Source organism: Pseudomonas sp. 21 (assembly GCF_000955805.1).
GTDB lineage: Bacteria > Pseudomonadota > Gammaproteobacteria > Pseudomonadales > Pseudomonadaceae > Pseudomonas.
On the sequence record NZ_JYOA01000001.1, the window covers coordinates 102,956 to 127,519 of the forward strand.

The 24,564-nt window shown below is 66.9% G+C and carries 24 protein-coding genes; 19 read left to right on the forward strand and 5 right to left on the reverse strand.

All coding sequences use genetic code 11. The annotated features are described in order from the left end of the window. Positions 1–163: 163 nt before the first annotated feature. The 15 genes from UB43_RS00450 (at position 164) to UB43_RS00510 (ending at position 13,373) form a co-directional block, all read left to right on the forward strand. Positions 164–1,570: an ABC transporter substrate-binding protein gene (locus UB43_RS00450; RefSeq protein ID WP_045207332.1), complete on the forward strand. Its 1,407-nt coding sequence runs from the start codon at positions 164–166 to the stop codon at positions 1,568–1,570. Positions 1,571–1,617: 47 nt separating this feature from the next. After that, on the forward strand, positions 1,618–2,406 hold the full coding sequence (locus tag UB43_RS00455; protein ID WP_045207333.1) for an ABC transporter permease: 789 nt from the start codon (positions 1,618–1,620) through the stop codon (positions 2,404–2,406). Continuing rightward, entirely contained in the window at positions 2,403–3,251 is an 849-nt protein-coding gene (locus UB43_RS00460) for an ABC transporter ATP-binding protein (RefSeq protein WP_045207334.1), read from the forward strand. Before UB43_RS00455 ends, UB43_RS00460 begins: the two co-directional genes overlap by 4 nt. Then, a complete protein-coding gene (locus tag UB43_RS00465) occupies positions 3,248–4,219 on the forward strand; it encodes a HEAT repeat domain-containing protein (protein WP_045207336.1) in 972 nt (323 codons plus the stop codon). Before UB43_RS00460 ends, UB43_RS00465 begins: the two co-directional genes overlap by 4 nt. Further along, positions 4,216–4,494 carry a gamma-butyrobetaine hydroxylase-like domain-containing protein gene (locus UB43_RS00470; protein WP_045207338.1) on the forward strand — a complete coding sequence of 93 codons (279 nt, stop codon included), beginning with the start codon at positions 4,216–4,218 and terminating at the stop codon, positions 4,492–4,494. The genes UB43_RS00465 and UB43_RS00470 overlap by 4 nt, the downstream gene beginning before the upstream one ends. A gap of 128 nt (positions 4,495–4,622) precedes the next feature. Next, a complete protein-coding gene (locus UB43_RS00475) occupies positions 4,623–5,327 on the forward strand; it encodes an SDR family NAD(P)-dependent oxidoreductase (protein WP_045207339.1) in 705 nt (234 codons plus the stop codon). Positions 5,328–5,418: 91 nt separating this feature from the next. Further along, a complete protein-coding gene (locus UB43_RS00480; protein ID WP_045207341.1) occupies positions 5,419–6,438 on the forward strand; it encodes an AraC family transcriptional regulator in 1,020 nt (339 codons plus the stop codon). Between the two features lie 138 nt (positions 6,439–6,576). Then, positions 6,577–6,786: a helix-turn-helix domain-containing protein gene (locus tag UB43_RS28950; protein ID WP_256204884.1), complete on the forward strand. Its 210-nt coding sequence runs from the start codon at positions 6,577–6,579 to the stop codon at positions 6,784–6,786. A gap of 162 nt (positions 6,787–6,948) precedes the next feature. Continuing rightward, positions 6,949–7,134, forward strand: a complete 186-nt coding sequence (locus UB43_RS28955) for a helix-turn-helix domain-containing protein (RefSeq protein ID WP_256204885.1) — start codon at positions 6,949–6,951, stop codon at positions 7,132–7,134. A 242-nt stretch (positions 7,135–7,376) separates the two neighbouring features. After that, positions 7,377–8,618, forward strand: a complete 1,242-nt coding sequence (locus tag UB43_RS00485; protein WP_045207343.1) for a sterol desaturase family protein — start codon at positions 7,377–7,379, stop codon at positions 8,616–8,618. 1 nt (position 8,619) lies between these two features. Further along, positions 8,620–9,177 (forward strand): hypothetical protein, encoded by a 558-nt coding sequence (locus UB43_RS00490; RefSeq protein ID WP_045207345.1) that lies wholly within the window; start codon positions 8,620–8,622, stop codon positions 9,175–9,177. 149 nt (positions 9,178–9,326) lie between these two features. Continuing rightward, the gene (locus tag UB43_RS00495) at positions 9,327–11,258 is read left to right on the forward strand and encodes a DUF1302 domain-containing protein (protein ID WP_045207347.1); all 1,932 of its coding nucleotides are present in this window, start codon (positions 9,327–9,329) and stop codon (positions 11,256–11,258) included. Positions 11,259–11,271: 13 nt separating this feature from the next. Then, positions 11,272–12,636, forward strand: a complete 1,365-nt coding sequence (locus UB43_RS00500) for a DUF1329 domain-containing protein (protein WP_045207350.1) — start codon at positions 11,272–11,274, stop codon at positions 12,634–12,636. Positions 12,637–12,693: 57 nt separating this feature from the next. Next, entirely contained in the window at positions 12,694–13,071 is a 378-nt protein-coding gene (locus UB43_RS00505; protein WP_045207353.1) for a hypothetical protein, read from the forward strand. 38 nt (positions 13,072–13,109) lie between these two features. Then, positions 13,110–13,373: a hypothetical protein gene (locus tag UB43_RS00510; RefSeq protein WP_045208809.1), complete on the forward strand. Its 264-nt coding sequence runs from the start codon at positions 13,110–13,112 to the stop codon at positions 13,371–13,373. 6 nt (positions 13,374–13,379) lie between these two features. Here the strand turns inward: UB43_RS00510 and UB43_RS00515 are convergent, their stop codons facing one another. Both UB43_RS00515 and UB43_RS00520 read right to left on the reverse strand, forming a co-directional pair. Then, on the reverse strand, positions 13,380–14,024 hold the full coding sequence (locus UB43_RS00515; protein ID WP_045207356.1) for an alpha/beta hydrolase: 645 nt from the start codon (positions 14,022–14,024) through the stop codon (positions 13,380–13,382). A 255-nt stretch (positions 14,025–14,279) separates the two neighbouring features. Continuing rightward, on the reverse strand, positions 14,280–15,608 hold the full coding sequence (locus UB43_RS00520) for an OprD family porin (protein WP_045207358.1): 1,329 nt from the start codon (positions 15,606–15,608) through the stop codon (positions 14,280–14,282). Between the two features lie 636 nt (positions 15,609–16,244). Here UB43_RS00520 and UB43_RS00525 point away from each other — a divergent pair. From UB43_RS00525 to UB43_RS00535, 3 genes are all read left to right on the forward strand, one after another. Continuing rightward, positions 16,245–16,733 carry a helix-turn-helix domain-containing protein gene (locus UB43_RS00525; RefSeq protein WP_045207359.1) on the forward strand — a complete coding sequence of 163 codons (489 nt, stop codon included), beginning with the start codon at positions 16,245–16,247 and terminating at the stop codon, positions 16,731–16,733. Between the two features lie 11 nt (positions 16,734–16,744). Further along, the gene (locus tag UB43_RS00530) at positions 16,745–17,872 is read left to right on the forward strand and encodes an HlyD family secretion protein (RefSeq protein ID WP_045207360.1); all 1,128 of its coding nucleotides are present in this window, start codon (positions 16,745–16,747) and stop codon (positions 17,870–17,872) included. A 101-nt stretch (positions 17,873–17,973) separates the two neighbouring features. Continuing rightward, complete coding sequence (locus tag UB43_RS00535) at positions 17,974–19,461, forward strand: DHA2 family efflux MFS transporter permease subunit (RefSeq protein WP_256204886.1); 1,488 nt, start codon at positions 17,974–17,976, stop codon at positions 19,459–19,461. Positions 19,462–19,464: 3 nt separating this feature from the next. Here UB43_RS00535 and UB43_RS00540 read toward each other — a convergent pair whose 3' ends face one another. The 3 genes from UB43_RS00540 to UB43_RS00550 form a co-directional block, all read right to left on the reverse strand. Beyond that, positions 19,465–20,370: a LysR substrate-binding domain-containing protein gene (locus UB43_RS00540; protein WP_045207361.1), complete on the reverse strand. Its 906-nt coding sequence runs from the start codon at positions 20,368–20,370 to the stop codon at positions 19,465–19,467. 638 nt (positions 20,371–21,008) lie between these two features. Continuing rightward, positions 21,009–22,037, reverse strand: a complete 1,029-nt coding sequence (locus UB43_RS00545; protein ID WP_045207362.1) for an ABC transporter substrate-binding protein — start codon at positions 22,035–22,037, stop codon at positions 21,009–21,011. 81 nt (positions 22,038–22,118) lie between these two features. Beyond that, the gene (locus tag UB43_RS00550) at positions 22,119–22,892 is read right to left on the reverse strand and encodes a class II aldolase/adducin family protein (RefSeq protein WP_045207365.1); all 774 of its coding nucleotides are present in this window, start codon (positions 22,890–22,892) and stop codon (positions 22,119–22,121) included. Between the two features lie 183 nt (positions 22,893–23,075). Here UB43_RS00550 and UB43_RS00555 point away from each other — a divergent pair, with 183 nt between their 5' ends. Further along, entirely contained in the window at positions 23,076–24,476 is a 1,401-nt protein-coding gene (locus tag UB43_RS00555) for a PLP-dependent aminotransferase family protein (RefSeq protein WP_045207367.1), read from the forward strand. Positions 24,477–24,564 lie beyond the last annotated feature (88 nt).

Here is a 24,564-nt window from a genome sequence, read left to right on the forward strand (position 1 = left end):
GGCCCGCTCCTACAGGTGAACACCGGGCAACGCCGACAACACACCGACCACTGGAAACGCCATCCGGCCCCACCGCCGGACGCCTGATGCACCGCCCCTCGTTTCCCACCGCAAGGCCTGCGGCGGAGACGATTCCAACACTCATGATTCGAGGGGAACACCCATGACCTTGCGCACTACCCTGGCCGGCCTCGCGCTCGCCATTGCCAGTATCACCGCCCACGGCGAGACCATCCGCGTCGCCATCGGCACCCAGGACACCACCATCAACTGCGCCGCCGGCGGCCTGCTGATCCGCGAACTCGGCCTGCTCGACAAGTACCTGCCCCACGACGGCAAGTACCAGGACGCGCAATACGACGTGCAGTGGAAGAACTTCACCAGCGGCGCGCCGCTGACCAACGAGATGGTCGCCGGCAAGCTCGACTTCGGCGCCATGGCCGACTTCCCCGGTTCGCTCAACGGCGTCGCCCACGAAGCGGCCGGCAAGCGCAGCCTGTTCATCAGTGTGCTCTCGGGCAGCACCGAGGGCAGCGGCAACGGCATCGTCGTGCCCGCGTCCTCCAAGGTGCAGTCGCTGGCCGAACTCAAGGGCCAGACCATCTCCGTGCCCTTCGCCTCCACCGCCCACGGCCTGCTGCTGCGCGCCATCGCCGCGCAGGGTTGGGACCCGGAGAAGGACGTCACCATCATCGCGCAGCCGCCGGAAGTCGCCGGCTCCGCGCTGCAGGCCAACAAGATCGCCGCCCACGCCGACTTCGTGCCCTTCGCCGAGCTGTTCGAGAGCCGTGGCATCGCCCGCAAGATCTACGACGGCTCCCAGGCCAAGGCGCCGACCTTCCACGGTGCGCTGGTGGAAGCCGACTACGCGCAGCAGTACCCGGAAATCGTCGAGGCCTACCTGCGCGCCACCTATGAAGCCAACCAGCTGCTGGCGAAAGACCCGGAGAAGTACAGCGAGCTGATCGAGAAGGTCGCCGGCATCCCCGCCGAGGTGAACTACCTGTTCCACGGCCCGCTCGGCCTGCAGACCCGCGACCTGACCTGGAAGCCGGAATACCGCCAGGCCGTCGCCACCGCCATCGACACCCTGAAGCTGCTGAAGAAGGCCGACCGCGGGCTGAACGTCGAGCAGTTCGTCGACGACCGCTACATCCGCGCCGCCTTCAAGGCTTCCGGCGCCGACTACGACGCCGCGCTGAAGAACTACGCGCAGCAGCCGCTGCTGGGCAACGATGCGCTGACCGACAAGCCGATCAGCGATACCCGCAAGGTCGCGCAGATCTGGGTTCGCGGCGAGCCGAAGGTGCGCAGCTACGCGACCGCCCGGGAAGCGCTCGGCCAACTGGCCGAACTCAAGCAACAGGGCAAGGACATCCGCGCGGTGTACGCCCAGGCCAGCGACAGCGGCATCAAGCTGCTCGCCGGGCAGGCCTGGTTCGTGCGGGGCAAGGATGGCGCGCTGGATGCCTTCCTGCTGCGCGAACAGGCCGACGCCTTCGCCCGCCAGCACGGCGGGGAAGTCGCCGACTTCGCGGCTGCCAGCCAGCAGGCGGTCGCCAGCCGCTGAGGTACAGCCCCGGTGCCGCGCGCACCGGGGCTCGACGGAGGACGATGATGAACACCACCACCCTCACCCGCTGGAGCCTGCGCCTGGCCTCGCTGCTGGTCTGCCTCGTGCTCTGGCAGGTGCTCAGTGCGAGCCACGTGAACCTCGGCGTGGTCACCTTCGCCAACGTGCCCGGCCCGCGTGACGTGCTGGAAGCGGCCTGGAACCTCGCGCAATCGAGCAAGCTCGGTCGCCACCTGGGCAGCAGCCTGCTGCGGGTACTCGCCGGCTACCTGCTGGCGGCCTTCGCCGGCATTCTCCTCGGGCTGCTCATCGGTTGCGGCCGCTGGGCCCGCGACAGCCTGCTGCCGCCGCTGGAAGTGCTGCGACCGATCCCGGCGGTGGCGTGGATTCCGCTGGCGATCCTGATGTTCCCCAGCTCCGAGCTGTCGATGATCTTCATCACCTTCACCGGCGCGCTGTTCCCCATCCTGCTCAACACCATCCACGGTGTGGAAGCGGTCGACCCGCGCCTGCTCGCCTCCGCCCGCAGCCTCGGCGCCGGCCGCCTGGCGTTGCTGCGCGAAGTGGTGCTGCCGGGTGCCGCACCGAGCATTGTCACCGGCCTGGCCATCGGCATGGGCACCTCGTGGTTCTGCCTGGTCACTGCCGAGATGATCTCCGGCCAATGGGGCATCGGCTACTACACCTGGGAGTCCTATACCTTGCAGAACTACCCCGACATCGTCGTCGGCATGCTGCTGATCGGCGTGCTCGGCATGGCCAGCAGCCTGCTGGTGCGCCGGCTCGGCAGCCTCGTCACACCCTGGCAGCGCCAGGCCGGAGGCAAGCCATGACCTTGCCCGCCAGCGCACCGGGGCGCGTGCGCGTCGACGGCCTGTCGATCCACCTCGGCAACGGCCGCGATGCCTTCGAGGCCGTGCAGTCCCTGAGCTTCTCCATCGAGCCCGGCGAATTCGTCTGCGTGCTCGGCCCGTCCGGCTGCGGCAAGTCCACCCTGCTCGGCGCCCTTGCCGGCCACCTGACGCCCAGCGCCGGCAAACTGGAAGTGGACGGTGGTCCTGTTGCAGGCCCGTCTCCCGAGCGCGGCATGGTGTTCCAGCACCACACCCTGCTGCCCTGGCGGCGCGTGCGCGACAACGTCGCCTTCGGCCTGAAGATGCGCGGCGTGCCCCGCGCGGAACGCCATCGCCAGGCGGATGAAATGCTCCAGCTGGTCGGCCTCAACGGCTTCGCCAATCGCTGGCCGTCGCAGCTCTCCGGCGGCATGCAGCAACGCGTGGAAATCGCCCGCGTACTGATCAACCAGCCGCGCCTGCTGCTGATGGACGAACCCTTCGGCGCCCTCGACGCGCAGACGCGGATGATGATGCAGGAGCTGCTGCTGGATATCTGGACGCGCCTGCGCACCAGCGTGCTGTTCATCACCCACGACATCGACGAGGCGCTGTTCCTTGCCGACCGCATCCTGGTCATGAGCCCGCGCCCCGGGCGCATCCTCGAAGACATCCGCCTCGACTTCCCGCGCCCGCGCCACGCCGACCTGCTCACCAGCCCGGAATTCTCCCGTCTCAAGCGCCACTGCCTGGAACTGCTGCGCCACGAAGACGGCCGCCAGCTGCCACGCCTCACGCCGCTGGGGCTGCCCACTCCACAACGGATACCGCGATTCGCCATATGACCGACTTCAGCCTGACTACCGATAATCCTGACATCCTCGACCTGCAACCGCGCCTGCAGGACGCCGATGCCGGCGTGCGCCGCATCGCCCTGATCGAACTGGCCGATCTGGAAGACCCTGACGGCCTCCCCTGGCTCGCCCACGCGCTGACCCATGACGACGCCGCCAGCGTGCGTGCCGAAGCCGCACGCCTGCTGGAAGCCTGGGAAGAGCCCGACGTGGTGGACGCGCTCTGCCAAGCCCTGGCCGACCGCGACGAGGACGTGCGCGAAGCCGCCGCCCAGAGCCTCAGCGAGCTGAAGACCGCCGAGGCCGGCGCGCGCCTGCTGCCCTGGGCGGCGCACAGCGATATCTTCGTCCGCCGCAGCGCCCTGCGCGCCTTGCGCGAACTGCGCCTGGAAGCCGCTGCGGAACCGGCGCTCACTGCGCTGGCGGACTCCGACGCCGGCGTGCGCCGCGAAGCCGTGGGCATCCTCGGCTGGCTCAAGCGCACCGACGCGCTGCCGCACCTGGCGCGCCTGACCCGCGACGACCCGGACGCCGAAGTCCGCCGCGCCGCCGCCGGCGCCCTTGGCCTGGCCATCGACGCCAGCGTGCTGCCGGCCTTGCAGGCCGCCCTGGCCGACCCGGCCTGGCAGGTGCGCGAGGAAGCCGCCGGCACCCTCGGCAAACTCGCGCTGCCCGAAGCCGGCGAAGCGCTGGTGCAGGCACTGGAAGACGACTTCTGGCAGGTCCGCCTGCGCGCCGCCCGTTCGCTGGGCAAGCTGCGCTACCTGCCGGCGCTGGAGGGATTGAAGGTCGTGCTCGGCCACGGCATCAGCAACCTGCGCAAGGAAGCCGCGCTGGCCCTGGGCGAACTGGGCAGCGGCGATGCCATCGAGGCACTGCGCAACGCCGAGCAGGACGGCGATCCGGAAGTCCGCAAGGCCGTGCGCATCGCCCTGAATCAGTTGGGCCAGTCGACATGAACACGCCGGTCGCGCTGCATCGCTCCAGCGCAGACGGCGAACTGCGCATCCGCTGGGACGACGGCGTCGAGCAGTGCATTGCCTTCACCCGCCTGCGCGGCGCCTGCCCCTGCTCGCAATGCCGGGCAGCGCGGCTGCAAGGTCGGATCGAGCTGGTGAAGGCCGGCGTAGCCCTGCAACAGCTGAACCTGCAGGGCTACGGCGTGCAACTGGTGTTCGACGACGGCCATGACCGCGGGATCTATCCCTGGGATTACCTGCGCGGTCTGGCCTGAACCCGGCGGTCATGCAGATGGCGCGCTGGCGCATCCAAACTGGCGCGCAAGAACATGCCGCGCGGCGGCAGGGTGATTAGCGTTCGCAGCATACCTACCAGAACGCCAACCACCGAGCGCCATTCATCATGCCTTCATCGCTTTCCCAACGCGTCATCGCCATCACCGGAGCCTTCGGCAACCTCGGTGCGGCGCTGGCCATCCAGGCCGCCGAAGCCGGCGCACAGCTTGTGCTGATCGACCGGGCCGAAGCGCCGCCCGCGGACTTCCACACTCCCGACGGCGCCCTGCTGCTGACCGGTATCGACCTCGCCTCGCTGGCCGATGCCCAGGCCGCTGCACGCCAGATCGACGAACGCTTCGGCCGGCTCGACGCGCTGGTGAACGTCGCCGGTGGCTTTGCCTGGCAGACCCTGGCCGAAGGCGATGTCGAGTGCTGGGACCGCCTCTACACCCTCAACCTGCGCACAGCCCTTTGTGCCTGCCAGGCGCTGCTGCCGCTGATTCGCCAGTCCGCCGCCGGGCGCATCGTCAACCTGGGCGCCGGCGCGGCCAGCCGGGCCGGCTTCGGCATGGGCGCCTACGCCGCCTCCAAGGCCGGCGTGCTGCGCCTGACCGAAAGCCTCGCCGAAAAGCTCAAGGACCAGGGCGTCACGGTCAACGCGGTGCTGCCGAGCATCATCGACACGCCGCAGAACCGCGCCGCCATGCCGGAGGCGGACTTCAGCCGCTGGGTCACGGCCGAACAGCTGGCGGGGGTGATTCTCTTCCTGCTCGGCGATGCGGCTGCCGCCATCACCGGCGCCGGGATTCCGGTCAGCGGCCGCGTCTGAGCGTACCGACGGACGCCGCTGGCCTCGGCGGCGCCCGACTTGCTAGATTGCACCCGCTCCCTAACCGGACCACCGGATCGCCCCACACGCCATGCACCCCGCCACCGCCAGCGCCGCCTTCGTCAACCACGTGCTGAACACCGCCGAGCAATACGGCTGTGACGGCGAACTGCTGCTGAACGAAATCGGCCTGCAGCGCGAGCGCCTCGCCGACCCGATCCTGCGCATCCCCATGCACCAGCTGCGGGCCCTGCTGGAGCTGGCGGTGCGCATGAGCGGCCTGCCGCACTTCGGCCTGTTGGTCGGCGCAGCGGTACGCCCCGGCAGCTACGGCGTGCTGGGGGCGGTGTCGATGACCAGCGCCACGCTGGGCGAGTCCATGAGCATGATCCGGCGCTTCGGCAAGATCGTCTTCGACAGCCCGTCGAGCCAGACGCATATCGTCATCGGGGACGGCCGGGTACTGCTGGAAGACCAGCGCATCACCGAGCTGGAACCCTACTGCGCCTGCCAGCAGGACGCCGTGCTGGCGGGCTGGACGGCTTTCGGCCGCTGGCTGATCGGCAGCAGCGCACCGCTGCTGGAAGTGCAGATGATTCATGCCGCGCAGGGCGACGCCGCACTCTACGACGACTTCTTCGGCTGCCCCGTGCAGTTCAACGCCCCGCGCAACGCGCTGGTATTCCCCGAGGCGATGCTCGCTGCACGCATCCAGGGCGCCGACCCGCGCACCCACAAGAGCCTGCTGCTGGAAGCGGACCTGCAGCTGGGCCGTTCCTACGCGCCGCTCTCGGTGATCGGGCGGCTACGGGCGCTGCTGATCGAGCACATGCCCGGCGGCGAAGTCAGCCTGGACGGGCTGGCCAGCGAACTGGCCATGTCGCCGCGCACCCTGCAGCGCAAGCTGGCCGCCGAAGGCGAAAGTTTCTCCCAGGTGCTGGAGACCATGCGCATGGAACTGGCCGACCATTACCTGCGGCGTACCGACTCCAGCGTCATGGAAATCGCCCTGATGCTCGGCTTCTCCCAGGCCAGCGCCTTCAGCCACGCCTTCCGCCAGTCGCGCGGCATCTCCCCGGCAGACTTCCGCAAGACCCTGCGCGCCGGCTGACCTCCAGTGCCGGGGCCGTTGTAGGAGNNNGCTTGCTCGCGAACCGCATCCCCCCGAAATGTCCGCGTCAGGCCCGGTCTTGTTCGCGAGCAAGCTCGCTCCTACAGGTAATGCCGTTCCTGGCGTCCATGGCGCGCCATCACCCAGCCGAATGCGCCACCGGTCTACACCACCCGACATGCGCTGCGCATGGAACTGGCCGACCATTACCTGCGGCGTACCGATTCCAGCGTCATGGAAATCGCCCTGATGCTCGGCTTCTCCCAGGCCAGCGCCTTCAGCCATGCCTTCCGCCAGTCGCGCGGCATCTCCCCGGCAGACTTCCGCAAGACCCTGCGCGCCGGCTGACCTCCGGTGCCGGGGCCGTTGTAGGAGCNNGCTTGCTCGCGAACCGCATTCCCCCGAAATGTCCGCGTAAGGTCCGGTCTTGTTCGCGAGCAAGCTCGCTCCTACAGGTAAGGTCGTTCCTGGCGTCCATGAAGCACCATCACCCAGCCGAGTGCGCCACCGATCTACGCCACCCGAGATGCGCTGCGCATGGAACTGGCCGACCATTACCTGCGGCGTACCGACTCCAGCGTCATGGAAATCGCCCTGATGCTCGGCGTCTCCCAGGCCAGCGCCTTCAGCCACGCCTTCCGCCAGTCGCGCGGCATCTCCCCGGCAGACTTCCGCAAGACCCTGCGCAGCGCCTGACCTCCGATGCCGGGGCCGTTGTAGGAGCGAGCTTGCTCGCGAACCGCATAGCTCCGTACCGTGCAGGTTCGCGAGCAAGCTCGCTCCTACAGGCAGGGTCGGTCCTGGCGGCTATGGGGCGCCATCACCCAATCGAATGCGCCACCGATTGACGTCGCGCGACATGCGCACTGGCGCCCTGCATCACGCCCGCCCTGGCGCATCGCGTTAGCCTCCGTGCAACAAAAAAAGGAGGCAGAAACATGCCCAACATGATCGTCTACGCCGTGCCGGCATTCCTTGTGCTGCTGCTGGTCGAACTGCTCTGGAGCTTCTGGCGGCGGCGCCAGACCTTCGCTCTTTCCGACAGCCTGTCCAGCGCCTCGCTGGGGCTCAGCGGCCAGGTGGTCAACCTGTTCGTACGCGCCCTGAACTTCGGCGTCTACCTGCTGGCCTACCAGTACCTGGCGTTGTTCGACCTCTCCACCTCGCACTGGTGGGTCTGGGTCATCGGCCTGCTCGGCTACGACTTCTGCTACTACTGGCACCACCGCATGGGCCATGAGGTCAACCTGGTCTGGGCGTCCCACGTGGTGCACCACTCCAGCGAGGAATTCAACTACTCCACGGCGCTGCGGCAGACCAGCACGGGCTTCCTCACCAACTGGTTCTTCTACTGGCCGCTGGCGCTGATCGGCATTCCGCCGACCGTGTTCATCGTCGCCGGCGCGGTGATCCTCGGTTACCAGTTCTGGATTCACACCCGCCACATCGGCAGCCTCGGCTGGTTCGACCAGTGCTTCGCCTCGCCGTCCAACCACCGCGTGCACCACGGCCAGAACGCCTACTGCGTGGACCGCAACTACGGCGGCGTATTGATGCTCTGGGACCACCTGTTCGGCACCTTCGCCAAGGAGCGTCCGGAGTCGGAGGAGCCGATCGTCTATGGCATCCACGGCCAGCTGAAAACCTTCGACCCGCTCAAGGCGAACCTCCACAAGTACCGTGACCTGCTCGCCGATGCCCGCCTGGCCGATAGTTTGGGGGACAAAGTTCGCGTCTGGTTCGCCCGCCCCGGCTGGCGCCCGGCGGCCGCCGAGCGGCTCGATCCGAAACCACCCCATGACATCAGCGCGTTCCGTATCTATCGCCCGCGCATTTCCGCTGCCACGGCCTTCTACTGCCTGCTGCAGATGCTCCTGCTGATGGTACTGGGCATGGGCTTCCTGGCCTTCGCCTACCAGCTGCCGCTGGCCTGGAAGGTAGTCGGTGCGCTGTGGATCATCGCCTCGCTGTGGGTACTGGGCCGCAGCCTCGAGGGTGCTCCCGGCAATGGCCGCTGGCAGTTGCTGTGGCTGTGCTCGCTGGCGATTCCGGCGGCCATCGGCCACCTGCAATGGGGCCTGCCGGTGGCCTGGGCAGTAGCACTGTTCTTCGCCGCGACACTGACCCTGTTCGGCATGCTGCTGCGCTCGCTGCGCCAGCCGCAATCGCTGGAGGTCTGAGATGAATTCCAGCGTGCTCTGCGAACTGTTGCTGTGCGCCGCGAGCGTCTGGGCAGCGGCGGACAGCCTGAAGAACGGGCATGGCTGGCGCGTGGCCGGATTCGCCCTGATCGCCTTCACTGCGTTGCTCGGCGCACTGGTCTATGGCGGCCTGGAGACGGCGCGACCAGCGCACCAGACCATGACGGGCATCTCTGGGCGCATCAGCCTGCTGCTGATCGCCATCGGCAGCCTGCACGGCGCGACCCGCCATCTGCTGCTCGCCGCCCTCGCCGCGCTGATGCTCTGGTTGCCGGACAACCTCGCGCTGGCCGGCAACCTGCTGGCGCTGATCGCCATCGCCTGGCCCGGCCGCTCGCAGCGCTGGCCGCTGGCAATCGCCGGCGCCCTGCTGTTTGTCCTCGCCGGTCTGGGTATCGCCGGGCGAGGCGACTGGCGGGGTATCCCGCGAGTGGACCTCTACCACCTCACGCTGATGCTGGCGACGCTGTGCTGGACGCTGGCACGGCTGCGCGGCACGCGTTGGCGGCTTGGCACGCCAGCTTCCCTCGCCCGCTGAATGCGGGCGCCACCCACCACCGGAGAGCCGCACCCGGCGTGAACCCAACACGCCCGTTTGCCTTCGCAGAGCACTATCCGAAGGGGCGCCGCCACGCGGCCCCATCTGATGACACACACAATAAGAACCAGTCGTTGGAGTAGCCTCACATGACCACCAGATCCCGCAAGCGTCGCTTGCAGACCGGGTCCGCCTTTGCCTGCGTTTTACCCCTGATGCTCAGCGGCCAGTCGAAGGCCGTCGAATTCAGTTTCCTCGACAACCAGCTCAGCGGTTCGCTGGACACCACGGTGTCCTATGGCGCGCTGTGGCGCGTGCAAGGTCAGGACAAGACCAACAACGACGTCAACAGCAACGACGGTAACCGCAACTTCAGCACGGGGCTGGCCTCGGAGGTGTACAAGATCACCTCGGACCTGGAGGCCACCTACCAGAACTACGGTCTGTTCATGCGCGGCTCGGCGTTCTACGACACGCAGATCATGGACAAGCGCAACGACTACTACGACCACAACGAGCCGCCGCAGCCCAGCCAGAGCTACCCGCACAACGACCACTTCACCGACGCCACCCGCGATACCGCCGGGCACCGCGCGGAAATCCTCGACGCCTACCTCTACGGCAACTGGGACGTCGCCGACCATCCGCTGAGCGCACGCCTGGGCAACCAGGTCTTCAACTGGGGCGAAGGCGTGTTCTACCGCGGCGGCATCAACACCACCAACCCGGTGGACGCCGCCAAATTCCGCCTGCCCGGCTCGGAGCTCAAGGAAGTGCTGATGCCGGTGGAAGCGCTCAGCTTCAACGTCGGCCTGACCGACAACCTGTCGATGGACGCCTTCTACCAGTGGAACTGGAAGGAAACCCGCCTCGACCAGGCCGGCACCTTCTTCTCCGAAACCGACCTCTTCGCCGACGGCGGCAACACCGGCTACACACGGGTGAAGGCGCTGTCCGACCCAACCTTCCAGAGCCTCTACCCGATGCTCTCGGCCAGCCACTTCGCCGGCCTGCAGGGCACCGACTACCTGGACAGCAACGGCTACTTCAAGGTCAGCCACATCAGCCAGGACATCAACGCGAAGAACGACGGCCAGTTCGGCGTGGCCTTCCACTACATCGCCGAGCAGCTCAACTCCACCGAGTTCGGCTTCTACTTCGTCAACTACCACGCCAAGGACCCGGTGATCTATGCCGACCTGAACAAGAGCTACGCCGGGCTGGACATGGACCAGCTCGCGCAGCTGGTCGGCTCGCCGTCCTACGACGCGCTGGTGCAAAGCGGTGGACAGATGCTCGGCCTGATCAACGCCGCCGCCGCGGTGGACATGGCCAACCAGGCCAACGCGCGCCGGGAGTATGTCGAGAACATCCGCATGTATGGCCTGAGCTTCAATACCACGCTGGGCGACGCCTCGCTGTTCGGCGAGATCGCCTACCGGCCCAACCTGCCCATCGGTGTGGCCACCACCAACGACCTGCTCGGCGACATGCTCGCCCAGGCCGGCAAGATCGCCGACGGGCAGAAGGTCAATGTCGGCGGGCAGATGGTCGGCCTGGGCGGGTCGGTACACGACTACGAGCGCGTGGAATCCTTCAACAGCTCGCTGGGCACGATCTACAACTTCGGCCCGTCGCTGTCCTTCGACTCCTTCATGGGCGTGTTCGAGGTGGCTGCCGAACAACTGCGCGGCAGCAGCCTGCAATACACCGCCTATGACGGCAGCACCCGCTACTACTCCGGCCGCAGCAACGGCGCGTACGTCTCCGGCTTCGACCGCAGCGACCAGGTCAACCGCAATGCCTACGGCGCCACCCTGCTGCTGACCGGTACCTGGAACGACGTGTTCGCCGGGGTCAACCTCTCGCCCTACGGCGTCTACAAGGACGACTTCAGCGGCAACTCGCAGCAGGCCGGCAACTTCATCGCCGGGCGCAAGGCCTACACCCTGGGCCTCAAGGCCACCTACCTGAACAGCCTGGAGGCCGAGCTGCAGTACACCGAGTTCTACGGCGCCGGGCAGGAAAACGCCGCCCGCGACCGCGACAACGTCGGCTTCAACGTCAAGTACTCCTTCTGAGCGGAGATTCACCATGGGCAACATCCGTACCCTGGCCGGCGCCGTTGCGCTGGCCCTGTCCGCCGGCAGTGCGCTGGCGGCGGTTTCCCCGCAGGACGCAGCCAGACTGCAATCCACTCTTACCCCGCTGGGCGCGGAAAAGGCCGGCAACGCCGCCGGCACCATCCCCGCCTGGACCGGTGGCATCACCCAGGCCCCGGCCGGCTTCAAGCCCGGCCAGCACCCCATCGACCCTTACGCGGCGGACAAACCGCTGTTCACCATCACCAAGGCCAACCTGGAGCAGTACAAGGCCAACCTCACACCGGGCCAGCTGGCGATGTTCAACAACTACCCGGACACCTTCCAGATTCCGGTCTACCCGACCCGGCGCAGCGGTTCGGCGCCGCAGTGGGTCTACGACAACACCTTGAAGAACGCCACCACGGCCAAACTGGCGGAGAACGGCAACGGCTTCGTCGATGCCTTCGGCGGCATTCCCTTCCCGATTCCGCAGAGCGGCGTGGAAGCGGTGTGGAACCACATCGCCCGATACCGTGGCACCTTCATCGTGCGCCGCTCTGCCGAGGCAGCCGTGCAGCGCAACGGCGACTACTCGCCGGTGGTCACCCAGCAGGAAGCGCTGTTCAAGTACTACCAGCCCGGTGGCAATTTCGAAGGTCTGGGCAACCGCATGTTCTACTTCCTCGCCTTCACCAAGAGCCCGGCGCGCCTGGCTGGCAGTGCCGCGCTGGTGCACGAGACGCTGGACCAGGTGAAGGAGCCGCGCCAGGCCTGGGCCTACAACGCCGGCCAGCGCCGCGTACGGCGCGCGCCGAGCCTGGCGTATGACACCCCCATCGCTTCCTCCGACGGGTTGCGCACCGCCGACGACACCGATCTGTACAACGGCGCGCCGGATCGCTACGACTGGAAGCTGCTGGGCAAGAAGGAGATCTACATCCCCTACAACAACTTCCGCCTGGCCAGCGCCGAGGTGAAGTACAAGGACCTGCTCACGCCCAACCACCTCAACCCGCAGTACACGCGCTATGAACTGCACCGTGTGTGGGTGGTGGAAGGCACGCTGAAGCCCGGCGCGCGGCATATCTACTCCAAGCGCGTGCTGTTCCTCGACGAGGACAGCTGGGGCGCCGCCGAGGTGGACCAGTACGACGGCCGTGGCGAGCTGTGGCGGGTATCGATGGCCTACCTGCGCAGCTACTACGAGCTGCCCACCACCTGGACCTCAATCGACGTCTTCCACGACCTGCAGGCGCGCCGCTACGTGGCGATGAACCTGGACAACGAAGAGCCGGCCAGCATCGACTTCACCCAGGCGCTGCCGGACGGCGAGTACTTCAGCCCGTCGGCCCTGCGTCGACGCGGCACCCGCTGACCCCCAGACCATCGCGGGGCGCTGCGCCCCGCCAACCTCTGCAAGGAACTCCGATCGATGTCCAGACCCGCCCTCACCCTCAACTGGTTCGGCTGCTACCTGATGCTGCTGGGCCTGGCACTGATGCTGGTGCCCAACCTGCTGCTCGGCCTGTTCCACATCGCTGCCACGTCGGAGGTGTGGATACGGATCGTCGGCGTGCTGGCCTTCAACATCGGCGTCTACTACCTTGCCGCCGCCCGCAGCGAATCGCGGCCGCTGTTCCTCGCCTCGGTGTATACCCGCGCCCTGGTACTGGCCAGCTTCGCTGCCTTCGCCCTGCTGCAACTGTGCGAGCCCATAGTGGTGCTGTTCGGCGCCGTGGACTTCTGCGGCGGCCTCTGGACGCTGCACGCCCTGCGCACGGAGAACAGCGCTCACGCCATCAGGAACTAGACTTGCGACTTCCCGTGTCCCCCCTGGAGGTCGCCACCATGCAACCTGTCACGCTCACGCTTGCCGCCTGCGTCCTGCTCCTGGGCGCCTCGGCCGGGTACGTCCACGCCGAGGGCGATGTCGCCAAGGACGTCCGCGACCTGCATCGCGATATCGACAAGGGCGTCGACCACGACGCCAAGGAGATCGACAAGGGCTACCAGCACGACAAGCACGAGGTGGAAAAGACCGATGACCACCTCGACAAGGAGCGTCACAAGGAAGACAAGCACCTGGACAAGGAGATCAAGAAGGACCTCTGAACCTGCCTAGGACAGCGCGCCCTGCAGGTGCTGGATCACCCTCTCCACCGCCTGTTCCAGGCAGCCCTTGAAGAAGTGGTCGGCGCCGGTATAGAGCAGCACTTCACGCTGCTGCGGCCGCGCCCAGTCCAGCAGGTTGGCCAGCGGCGCCATTTCGTCCGCTTCACCGTGCAGCAACAGGCAATCGGCCGGCACCGCCTGGGCCTGGTAGTCGCGACCGCCGGGGACCGTCCCCACCGGCAAGCCCATCAGCACTACCGCATCCGCCGCCGGTGACAGCTCGCTGGCAACACGGGCGAACACATAGGCGCCGAAGGAAAAGCCCACCAGCGCCAGCGGTAGCTCCGGATACTCGCTGCGCAGATGCTCGATCACCGCCAGCATGTCCTGCGCCTCGCCGATGCCTTCGGCGTACTCGCCTTCGCTGCCATCCACGCCGCGGAAGCTCGGCCGCACCGTCAGCCAGCCGGCGCCGCAGAGCTTGCGCGAAAGGGTCAGCGGCACACGGTGTTTCGGGCTGCCGCCGAGCAGCGGCTGCGGATGGCTGATCAGCACGATGCCCTGCGGCGGCACACCCGGCCGGTCGATCAGCAATTGCAGCTTGCCCACCGGGCCATCAATCAGTTGCGTGCGGCGCACTTCTTCGGACATCGACTCTTCTCGCGGAACGGGAACGGAGCGCCGATTGTAGCGCCCCGCCCGCACGCCAGGCTCGCCGAAGACAGCCCTCGCAGGGCGGATGACGCCGGCGCGTTATGCGCCCTGCGAACCGGGTCGTCGGGTCCTGTAGGAGCGAGCTTGCTCGCGAACCGCTTGGCGCTGGAGCGGCCGGGTCATCCATTCGCGAGCAAGCTCGCTCCTACGAAGAGCCCCCAGGGCAGCACCCAGCAAGGTGCTGCACTGGCGTTACAGGATCGACAGCGGGTAATCCACGATCAGGCGGAACTCGTTGACGTCGCCCTCGGCCTGGTCGGCATTGCCGCGGTGGATCGCCTCGCGCAGGCGGAAGGACAGGTCCTTCGCCGGCCCGGACTGCACCACGTACTTGGCTTCCAGGTTGGTCTCGTGGTGCTTGCCGTCATCGCCGTAACCGTAGCCGCGGTAGGGGCTGTCGGCGGCCATCTTGCTGCCGTCGATGCCGTGGCCGTTGACGTAGCGGGCCATGAAGCTCAGCCCGGGTATGCCGTAGGTCGCCATCGCCAGGTCATAGCGCAGCTGCCAGGACTTCTCTTCCGGGCCGTTGAAGTCCGAGTACTGGATGGAGTTGGCGAGGAAGATCGAGTCACCGGTGTCGCCGGGGCCGTTGACGCCAAAGGCCACGTAGTCGAACGGCGTGTCGCCATGCACTTTCTGGTAAGCCAGCGTCAGCGTGTGGGCGGTGAGGAAGGTGTACGCGGCGGCGGCGGACCAGGTGGTGTTGCTGATCTCGCCGGCCTTGGCGCTGCCGTCGTCGTTGGTGCGGTAGATGTTGAAGTCGAAGTTCAGCGACTGGTCGTCCGCCAGCGGCAACGTGTAGTTGGCGTTGCCGTAGTACTGGCGCCACACGTCCTCGAGCTTGGAGGCATAGAGCGAGAAGTTCAGCGTGTCGTTGACCGCGTACTTGCCGCCCACGTAGTCGATGCTGCTGGCCTCGACGTTGGCGTAGGAGGCCCAGATGCCATGGTCGCCGTTGGTGGTCACCGGGCCGTTGCCGCCGGTGAAGTGGCCGCCGTCCAGGTCCAGCCCCTCGATCTCGCTGCTGAGCACGTTGAAGCCGGTGGCGGTCTGCGGGAACAGCCGCGTGCCGCCCGCGGCGAACACCGGAGCGGTGGGCTGCAGGTCGCCCCAGCGCAGTTCGGTCTTCGAGACACGTAGCTTCACCGCGCCGCCAGCGCGGCCGTATTCGCTTTCCGGCGAGCCATCGTCGCGCACCGGCAGGTTGCCGGTGCCGGAGGTTCCGGCGCCGCCATCCAGGCGGATGCCCCAGTTGCCGAAGGCCTCGACGCCGAAACCGACGGTGCCCTGGGTGAAGCCGGAGCTGTAGTTCAGCGAGAAGCCCTGGGTCCAGTCCTTGCGGTCGCCGGCACCGGACTTGCGGTCGCTGTTGTAGTAATAGTTGCGCATCAGCAGCGAAGCGGTGCTGCCTTCGATGAAGCCGGTGGCTTCGGACTGGTCGGAAACGGCGGCGGCATGCGCCAGTTGGAACGGAATGCCGGCGACGATGGCACCGAGCATTGAAAGACGGAAAACGGACATCTGCTACCCCTTTGTTGGACTTGTCTTGGCAGGCTTATCGATTGAATCCTGGATAACTTTCTTATGTTTCCCCGCCATAGGCAGAGCGAGCGAAGAGATAACAATCCCCCGCTTCGCTCTCCAACCAGCCTTGTCGATAGTCGATATCGAGACGAATGATTCAGTATTTCCCTCTACCGCCATTAAGCTTGCGCCCCGATGAAGCACATGAGTCCCGGATGCCCGCTCCAGAGCGTCCGGAGGATTGCTCCACTTCATCATCCTTTGGTTTGGCCGCCTCCCCAGGCGGCCTTTTTTTGCCTGGAACTAAGTTATGGAACAGCCGTTCCAGACCATTTCCCGGATAATTATCCCGGCCACTTCCCGAGTTATCCGGACGGCACTTCCCGCAAACTTTCCCTGAACTTCATCGGGCAAGTTCCGCAGGATCGGGCAACCATTGCGCCAGCCGGACGTTCACCCGCCACACCGTTCATCCCCTGCGCCATGTCTCCCCCGATGAGTCGCTTGCGCAAAGCAAGTCACCGATTTAAATTACAACCATAATCTTACCAGCCAGACCTTGCCTGTCGCCCTGCCAGGCCCGAGACAAGGCGGCCCCATTAGATGACGATATTCATGTAAAGAGGTGCAGTCATGCGCAGAACCCGCTTCGACCACCTGCCCTGCCCCGTGGCCCAGGCGCTGGACCTGATCGGTGACAGCTGGAACGTGCTGATCCTGCGCGAAGCCTTCTACGGCTCCACCCGCTTCGACCAGTTCCTCGCACGATTGGGCATCGCCAGCAACGTGCTCACCCGCCGCCTGCGCGCCCTGGTGGGCAGCGGCCTGCTGCAACGCCGCCAGTACAACGACCATCCGCCGCGCTTCGACTACCTGCTCACCGAGCGCGGCCGCGACCTGCGCCCGGTCCTGCTGACCCTGCTGCAGTGGGGCAAGCGCCACGCCGGCATGGCCGGAGACACCGAGCTGGTGGACATCCGCAGCGGCCGACCGGTGCGCATCGCCCTGGTGGACGCCGACAGCGGCGAACCCATCGGCCCGCATCACCAGATTCACCGACGCGAGGGCGGCCGGCTCGTCCCCGTCTTCCCGCCAACAGTCCCCCAAGCCGATCACGCCTGAGCGAGGCCGCCATGAACCAGCCCGTCACCCTCCCCGCCACGCCCGCCGTCGATACGGCCAAACCGAAATCCCGCAAGGCGCTGAAGCTGGCAATCGCCACGACCGCCATCCTCGGCGCGACCGCCTATGCCGGGCACTGGTGGCTCGACGGCCGCTTCCTGGAGAAGACCGACGACGCCTACGTCGGCGGTGACGTGACGGTGATCAGTCCGCGCGTGGCCGGCTATATCGCCGAGTTGAAGGTGAGCGACAACCAGCGGGTGCATGCCGGCGAGTTGCTAGCGCGCATCGATGATCGCGATTACCGCGCCGCACTGGCCAAGGCGGATGGCGCCGTGCACGCCGAGGAAGCGGCGCTGACCCATGTCGCTGCGCAGGCCTCGCTGCAGGATGCGCTGATTCGCCAGAGCCAGGCGGAAATCGACGCGGCGGCCGCCGAAGAAGTCCGCACCCGCGACGACCAGCACCGCTACGCCACCCTGGTGCGGACCAACGCCGTTTCCGTGGAAGCTGCGCAACGTGCCGATGCCAGCTTCAAGTCCGCCCGCGCCAACAGCGACAAGGCCCGCGCCAGCCTGCTCGCCGCCCGCCGCCAGCTCGATGTGATCCAGAGCCAGCGACAGCAGGCCCAGGCCGCGCTGGAGCAGGCCATCGCCGCCCGCGACCTGGCGCGTCTGGACCTCAGCTACACCGAGCTGCGCGCCCCGGTGGACGGCTACATCGGCAACCGCCGCGCACGGGTCGGCAGCTACGTCGCCGCCGGCACCCAGCTGCTCGCCGTGGTGCCCGCGCAAGGCCTGTGGGTGGACGCCAATTTCAAGGAGGATCAACTGGCGCGCATGCAGCCCGGCCAGGCGGTGACCATCGAGGCCGACATCCTGCCCGGCAAGGTCTTCCACGGCCACCTGGACAGCCTCGCCCCCGCCACCGGCGCGCAGTTCAGCATCCTCCCGCCGGAGAACGCCACCGGCAACTTCACCAAGATCGTCCAGCGCGTGCCGGTGCGCGTGCACCTGGACGACGCCGACGGCCGCCTCGGCGACCTGCGCCCCGGCCTTTCCGTGCTGGTGGAAGTGGACACCCGCGCCCACCAGCAGGGCGACGCCGACCAGCGCGTCGCCCTGGGCAACCAACCGTGAACCGCTCCGGCAGCCAACTCTGGATCGAAAAGCACTGGAGCAGCGAGGTGGTGCCGGTGGAGAGCCTGTCCACCGGCCGCAAGGTGATCTCCTTCGCCTGCATGTGCCTGGGCATGTTCATCGCCCTGCTGGACATCCAGATCGTCTCCGCCTCGCTGCGCGACATCGGCGGCGGCCTCTCCGCCGGTGCCGACGAACTGGCCTGGGTGCAAACCAGCTACCTGATCGCCGAGATCATCGTCATCCCGCTGTCGGGCTGGCTGTCCAAGGTGCTGTCCACGCGCTGGCTGTTCGCCGCCTCGGCGCTGGGCTTCACCCTCACCAGCCTGCTTTGCGCCATGGCCTGGAATATCCAGAGCATGATCGCCTTCCGCGCGCTGCAGGGCTTTCTCGGCGGCTCGATGATCCCCATGGTGTTCACCACCGGTTTCCTCTACTTCGACGGCAAGCAGCGGGTGATTGTCGCCGCCACCATCGGCGCCATCGCCTCCCTCGCACCGACCCTCGGCCCGGTGGTCGGCGGCTGGATCACCGATATTTCTTCCTGGCCCTGGCTGTTCTACATCAACCTGGTGCCGGGGTTGTTCGTTGCCATCGTGGTGCCGGTCATGGTGCGCATCGACAAGCCCGACCTGTCGCTGCTCAAGGGCGCCGACTACCCGGCGATGGTGCTGATGGCGCTGTTCCTCGGCTGCCTGGAATACACCCTGGAGGAAGGCCCGCGCTGGAACTGGTTCAGCGACGACACCATTGTCGCCACCGCGTGGATTTCCGGCCTGTGCGGCGTGGCCTTCATCTACCGCAGCCTGACCGCCGCGCACCCCATCGTCGACCTGCGCGCCCTGAAGGAACGCAACTTCGCGCTCGGCTGCCTGTTCAGCTTCGTCACCGGCATCGGCATTTTCGCCACCATCTACCTGACCCCGCTGTTCCTGGGCCGGGTGCGCGGCTACGGCGCGCTGGACATCGGCCTGGCGATCTTCTCCACGGGCATCTTCCAGATCATGAGCATCCCGCTCTACGCCGCCCTCGCGCGGCGCTTCGACCTGCGCTGGATCCTGCTGCTGGGCATGCTGATGTTCACCCTGTCCATGGTTGAGTTCGCCCCGCTGACCCACGACTGGGGCGCGGCGCAGCTGATGTTCCCGCAGGCTCTGCGCGGCATGGCACAGCAGTTCTGCGTCGCCCCCACGGTGACGCTGGCACTGGGTTCGCTGCCGCCGGAACGCCTGAAGCTCGCCTCCGGGCTGTTCAACCTGATGCGCAACCTGGGTGGCGCCATCGGTATCGCCGCCTGTGCCACGGTGCTCAACGACCGCGCCAACCTGCACTTCCTGCGCCTGGCCGAACACCTGAACAGCGGCAACGAAGCGCTCAACCACTGGCTGGCGCCGTCGCTGGAGGTCAATGGCGAACCCTCGCAGCAGGCGCTGAAACACCTGTGGGACCTGACCTGGCGCGAGGCGCAGACGCTGACCTTCGCCGATGCCTTCCTGCTGGTGGGCGCCTGCTTCGCCGTGACCTTGCTGCTGGTGCCGCTGATGAGGAAGATCGCCCCGCCCACGCAGCCCAGCGCGGATAGTCATTGAGCCTCAGGCCATGTCGCTGGCGCTGAATTCCTCGGCAAGAAAGTCGATCAGCGTGCGCACCGAGGGCAGCAGGCCACGGCGCGAAGGGAAGATCGCGTGGACGATGCCGCACTTGGGCGACCAGCCCGGCAGCAGCTCGACCAGCCTGCCGGCGGCCAGGTCTTCGCGCACCGCCACACGCGGCACGTGGGCGATGCCGACGCCGGCGATCACCGCGTTGCGCAGGGCCAGCAGGTCGTCGGTGACCATGCGCGGCTTGTGCGAGATGAGCAGGCGCTCGCCCTCCTCGTTGAACAGCTCCCACTGGTACTCGCGCTGCATGCCGCCCCAGTGCAGGCTGGGCAGCTGGCCGAAGCCCATGGGCGAGCTGTCGCCGGCCATGCGCTCGAGGAAGTCCGGGCGCCCCACCAGGCACTGGGTGCTGTTGCCCAGTACCTTCATCACCATGTCGGTGTTCTCCAGCGGCGGGAAGCGCACCCGCAGGGCGATGTCGAAGCCCTCGTGGAGCAGGTCGACGCGGCGGTTGGTGCTCTCGATGAACAGTTCCACCAGCGGGTACTTGAGCAGGTAGCGGGTGAGCATCGGCCCGACCCAGGAATTGAGCAGCGTCGTCGGGCAGGCCAGCCGCACCAGGCCGCGCGGCTCGGCGCGGTTGCGCTCGATCACCTCGGAAGCGCCTTCCGCCTCGATGCGCATGGCCACGCAACGCTGGTAGTACTCCTGGCCGATCTCGGTCAGCGAACAGTGCCGGCTGGTGCGGTGCAGCAAGCGAACGCCGAGGCGTTCCTCCAGTTGGGCGATGCGCCGGCTGAGCTTGGACTTGGGGATGTCCAGCGCGCGGCCGGCAGCGGCGAAACCACCCTGCTCCACCACCTGGGTGAAGTAATAGAGGGTGTTGAGGTCTTCCATGGATCGTTCTCCGCATGGAACGCTGGGAAAGCGCCGGATCTTACCGTATCAGACACGTTCCCAGACCAACCCCGGCGTACCCCTCGCGTAGGAGCGGACTCCGTCCGCGATGGGCTGGCCTCGCTGCCTGTTTATCCGGAGCGGCGCCGCGTAAAGCGCGGACAGAGTCCGCTCCTGCGAAATACCTCTGCGCTTGGGCCATCCCTCACCCTGGCCCTCTCCCAAGGGGAGAGGGGACCGTTCGGTGCAGGATGAAACCTTCGCGACAGTCGGCTCGGACTGCCCCCTCTCCCTGAGGAGCGGGGCGCGCAACCATGGCAGGGGTGAGGGGGAAGACGCAGCGACGTACTATCCAGAGAAGACAGTTGCTCCTACGCACCATTCACCGCACGTTCCGGCTTTTCGTAGGAGCGAGCTTGCTCGCGAACGGCACGGCACGGCACGACGGCACGGAGCCTGTTCGCGAGCAAGCTCGCTCCTACAGGTGATGCCTTGGCGCTGTGCCGGAGCGTAGGGCGGTCTCCCTGATTGGCGGGAGCGGAGTAAACAGTTCGCGGACGGAGTCCGCTCCTACGCGGCCAACGCCATCGACGGAGCGGATTCCCGCACTCATGAATCGGTCATGCAGGCGATACCGATCAGCCCTTCGCTGCCCACGCGTTGAAGCGCTGCTCCAGGTCCTCGCCGTGGTCCACCCAGAACTCGAAGTTCACCGGCACCGCCTGCTCCAGGTTCGCCGGTGCGGTGTTCAGGCGCTCCACCAGCTTCGGCTCGATCAGCTTGGTGGTCCCCAGGTTCACCGAGCCGTAGCCCAGCTTCACGGTATGGATCTTCTGCTGCTCGGGCGACAGCGAGAAGGCGATGAAGTCCTCGGCGGCCTTCTTGTTCGGGCTGCCCTTGGGGATCGCCCAGGAGTCGATGGCATACAGGCTGCCGTTCCACACCACCTTCATCGGCACGCCCTCTTCCTGCGCAGCGAAGGCGCGGCCGTTGTAGGCGGTGCTCATGACCACGTCGCCGCTGGCGAGGAACTGCATCGGCTGCGCGCCGGACTCCCACCACTGGATCGACGGCTTGATCTCATCGAGCTTCCTGAACGCGCGGTCCACGCCTTCCTTGGTGGACAGCTCCTTGTACAGGTCTTCCTTTTTGACGCCATCGGCCAGCAGGGCGATCTCCAGGGTGTACTTGGCGCCCTTGCGCAGCGAGCGCTTGCCGGGGAATTTCTTCGTATCCCAGAAATCCGTCCAGCCGGTCGGGCCGTTGGCGAGGCGTTTACCGTCGTAGACCATGGCCATCGACCAGACCAGCAGGCCGGCGCCGCAGTCGGAGATAGTGCCCGGCACATAGTCTTCGGCCTTGCCGAGGATCGCCGGGTCCAGATGTTCGAACAGGCCTTCTTCGCAGCCGCGCAGCAGCTCCGGCCCTTCCACCTGGACGACGTCCCAGTTGACGCCGCCGGTGTCGACCATGGCCTTGATCTTGCCCATTTCGCCGTTGTACTCGCCGGCGATCACCTTCATCCCTTCCTTCTTCTCGAAGGGTTTGTAGAAGGCTTCGGTCTGTACGTCCTTGCTGATACCGCCGAAGGAGATCACGGTCAGGTCAGCAGCCATGGCGCCGGACGCCACGCCCATGAGCAGGGCTCCCAGAATCGGGTTTTTCATTTCCACCTCTTGGCTTTGTTGTTGGCAGATGGTTCAAGCACGCAGGCGCCCGGTCTCTGCGGACCGGGCACGATAACAGGGTCAGCTGCGATAGACGGCCTCACCGTCCTCGATCAGGCGCAGCGCCGACTCCCAGGCCAGCAGGTGCAGGCCGTCGACCAGCGCTTCCTCTTCCTGCACGGCGACGCGCTCGCACACGGCGTGCGGCGGGTAACGCAGCTGGCGACCGCCAGCCAGGGCCTGGACCTGCGCCTGGCAGGCGCGTTCGAGGAAGTAGATCTGGTTGAAGGCCTCGGCGATGCAGCGCCCGGCGGCCAGCAGGCCGTGGTTGCGCAGGATCATCACCATGTGGCTGCCCAGGTCGTTGACCAGGCGCGAGCGCTCGTCCGGGTCCAGGGCGATGCCTTCGTAGTCGTGGTAGCCCAGGCGGTCGTAGAACTTCAGCGCGTGCTGGCTGATCGGCAGCAGGCCGTCTTCCTGGGCGGACACCGCGATGCCGGCGGCGGTGTGGGTGTGGATCACGCAGGCCACGTCCTCGCGGGCGGCGTGCACCGCGGAATGGATGTTGAAGCCGGCACGATTGACGCTTTTCGGGCCGAAGCGCGGGTCAATGACGTCGCCTGCATGGTCGACCTTCACCAGGTCGGAGGCGCGCATTTCGTGGAACAGCACGCCGTAGCGGTTGATCAGGTAATGGCCCGGCTCGCCCGGCACACGCGCGGAAATATGGGTGTCGATGTGATCGGTCCAGCGGAAGTGAGCGATCAGCCGGTACAGCGCGGCGAGGTCGCAGCGCGCCTGCCACTCCTCGGCGGAAATGCTCGACGGATCGATGTTGTAAGCTGTGTCACGCATGACGGGCTGTCCCTTGTTCTTGTTTCAGGCTATGCGGCGTATTGCCGCCGTCTGGGACCGAGTGTGCTGGCCACGCCCGGTCCGCACCATGCACAGGGATAACGCAGAAATTGCAGTGCTGTTATGGTCCGCGGACCTGTACAGATTGCCCATCGCTCACCCACACAAGAAGCGGACCTTCGGATGCTGTTGCTCGACCCCACCTCGGACATTCCCCTGGTCACCCAGATCGTCGATGGCATCGCCCAGGCCATCGACGAGCAGCGCCTGCGTCCCGGCGCCAAGCTGCCCTCGATCCGCAAGTTCGCCCAGGCCAATGGCGTCAGCCACTTCACCGTAGTCGAGGCCTACGACCGGCTGGTGGCGCGCGGCTGCCTGAACGCGGTGCCCAACGCCGGTTTCTACGTGCGCGGCCCGGCAGTCGAGGACAGCGCCAGCGATGTGGCGCCCACCGAATTCGACTTCGATGCGCACCTGTTGCTGCACAAGGTCTTCCAGCCGCTGGGGATGGAGCTGCGCCCCGGCGTCGGCCTGTTGCCCGAGCACTGGCTCGATGGCGAAGGCCTGCTGCGCGGGCTGCGCAGCCTGGCGCGGGAAGAACCGACCCAGTTCGGCAACTACGGCCACAGCAAGGGCAACCTGAAGCTGCGCGGCAAGCTCGCCGACCGCCTGGGCGATGCGGGTGTGGCCGCCAGCCCCGAGCAGATCCTGCTGACCGCCGGCGCCAGCCAGGCGCTGGACCTCACCGTGCGCTACCTGGTGCAGCGCGGCGACCCGGTGCTGGTGGACGAACCCGGCTACCACAACCTGTTCCTCAACCTGCGATTGCAGGGCGCGCAACTGCTGGGCGTACCGCGCAGCGCCGACGGGCTGGACCTCGACCGCCTGGAGCAACTGGCCCGCGAACACCGCCCCAAGGTCTATTTCACCCAGGCGCGCCTGCAGAGCCCCACCGGCGGCAGCCTGTCGCTGGCCGCCGCACACCGCCTGCTGCAGCTGGCGGAAAAGTACGATTTCCTCATCGTCGAGAACGACATCTACGCCGAGCTCGACCCCGCCGGCCAACTGCTGCTGGCCAACCTCGACCAGCTGGCACGGGTGATCTACATCAGCAGCCTGTCCAAGGTCATAGCGCCGGCGCTGCGTACCGGTTTCATCGCCGCCCACCCCGAGCTGATCGAAGAGCTGGTGCCGCTGAAGATGGTCAGCGGCCTGACCAGCTCGGAGCTCACCGAGACCCTGGCCCTGGACATCCTCCTGCAGGGTCGCCATCGCAAGCACGTGCGCCAGCTGCGCGACCAGCTCGGCGAAGCCCACGACAGCGTGGCGCGGCGCCTGGAAGCCGCCGGCCTGGAGATCTTCCACGAACCCCGCGCCGGCCTGTTCCTCTGGGCCCGGCACCGCGCGGTGGACGACGCCACCCTGCTCGCCAGCCGCGCCAAGGAGGCGAAGATCCTGCTGTTCCCCGGCCAGCTGTTCATGCCCGACGGCCGCAGCGTGCCGTGGATGCGCTTCAACGTGGCGCACTCCCTGGATGAGCGGCTGTACCGCTTCCTCTCCGCACAAGGAGATGCCCCCGTGTAGGAGCGAGCTTGCTCGCGAACCGCCCAGGGCCCGGATAGCCTGGCGGTCACAAAACTTGCGGACGCCGAGTCCAAGGAAGAACAGCCGG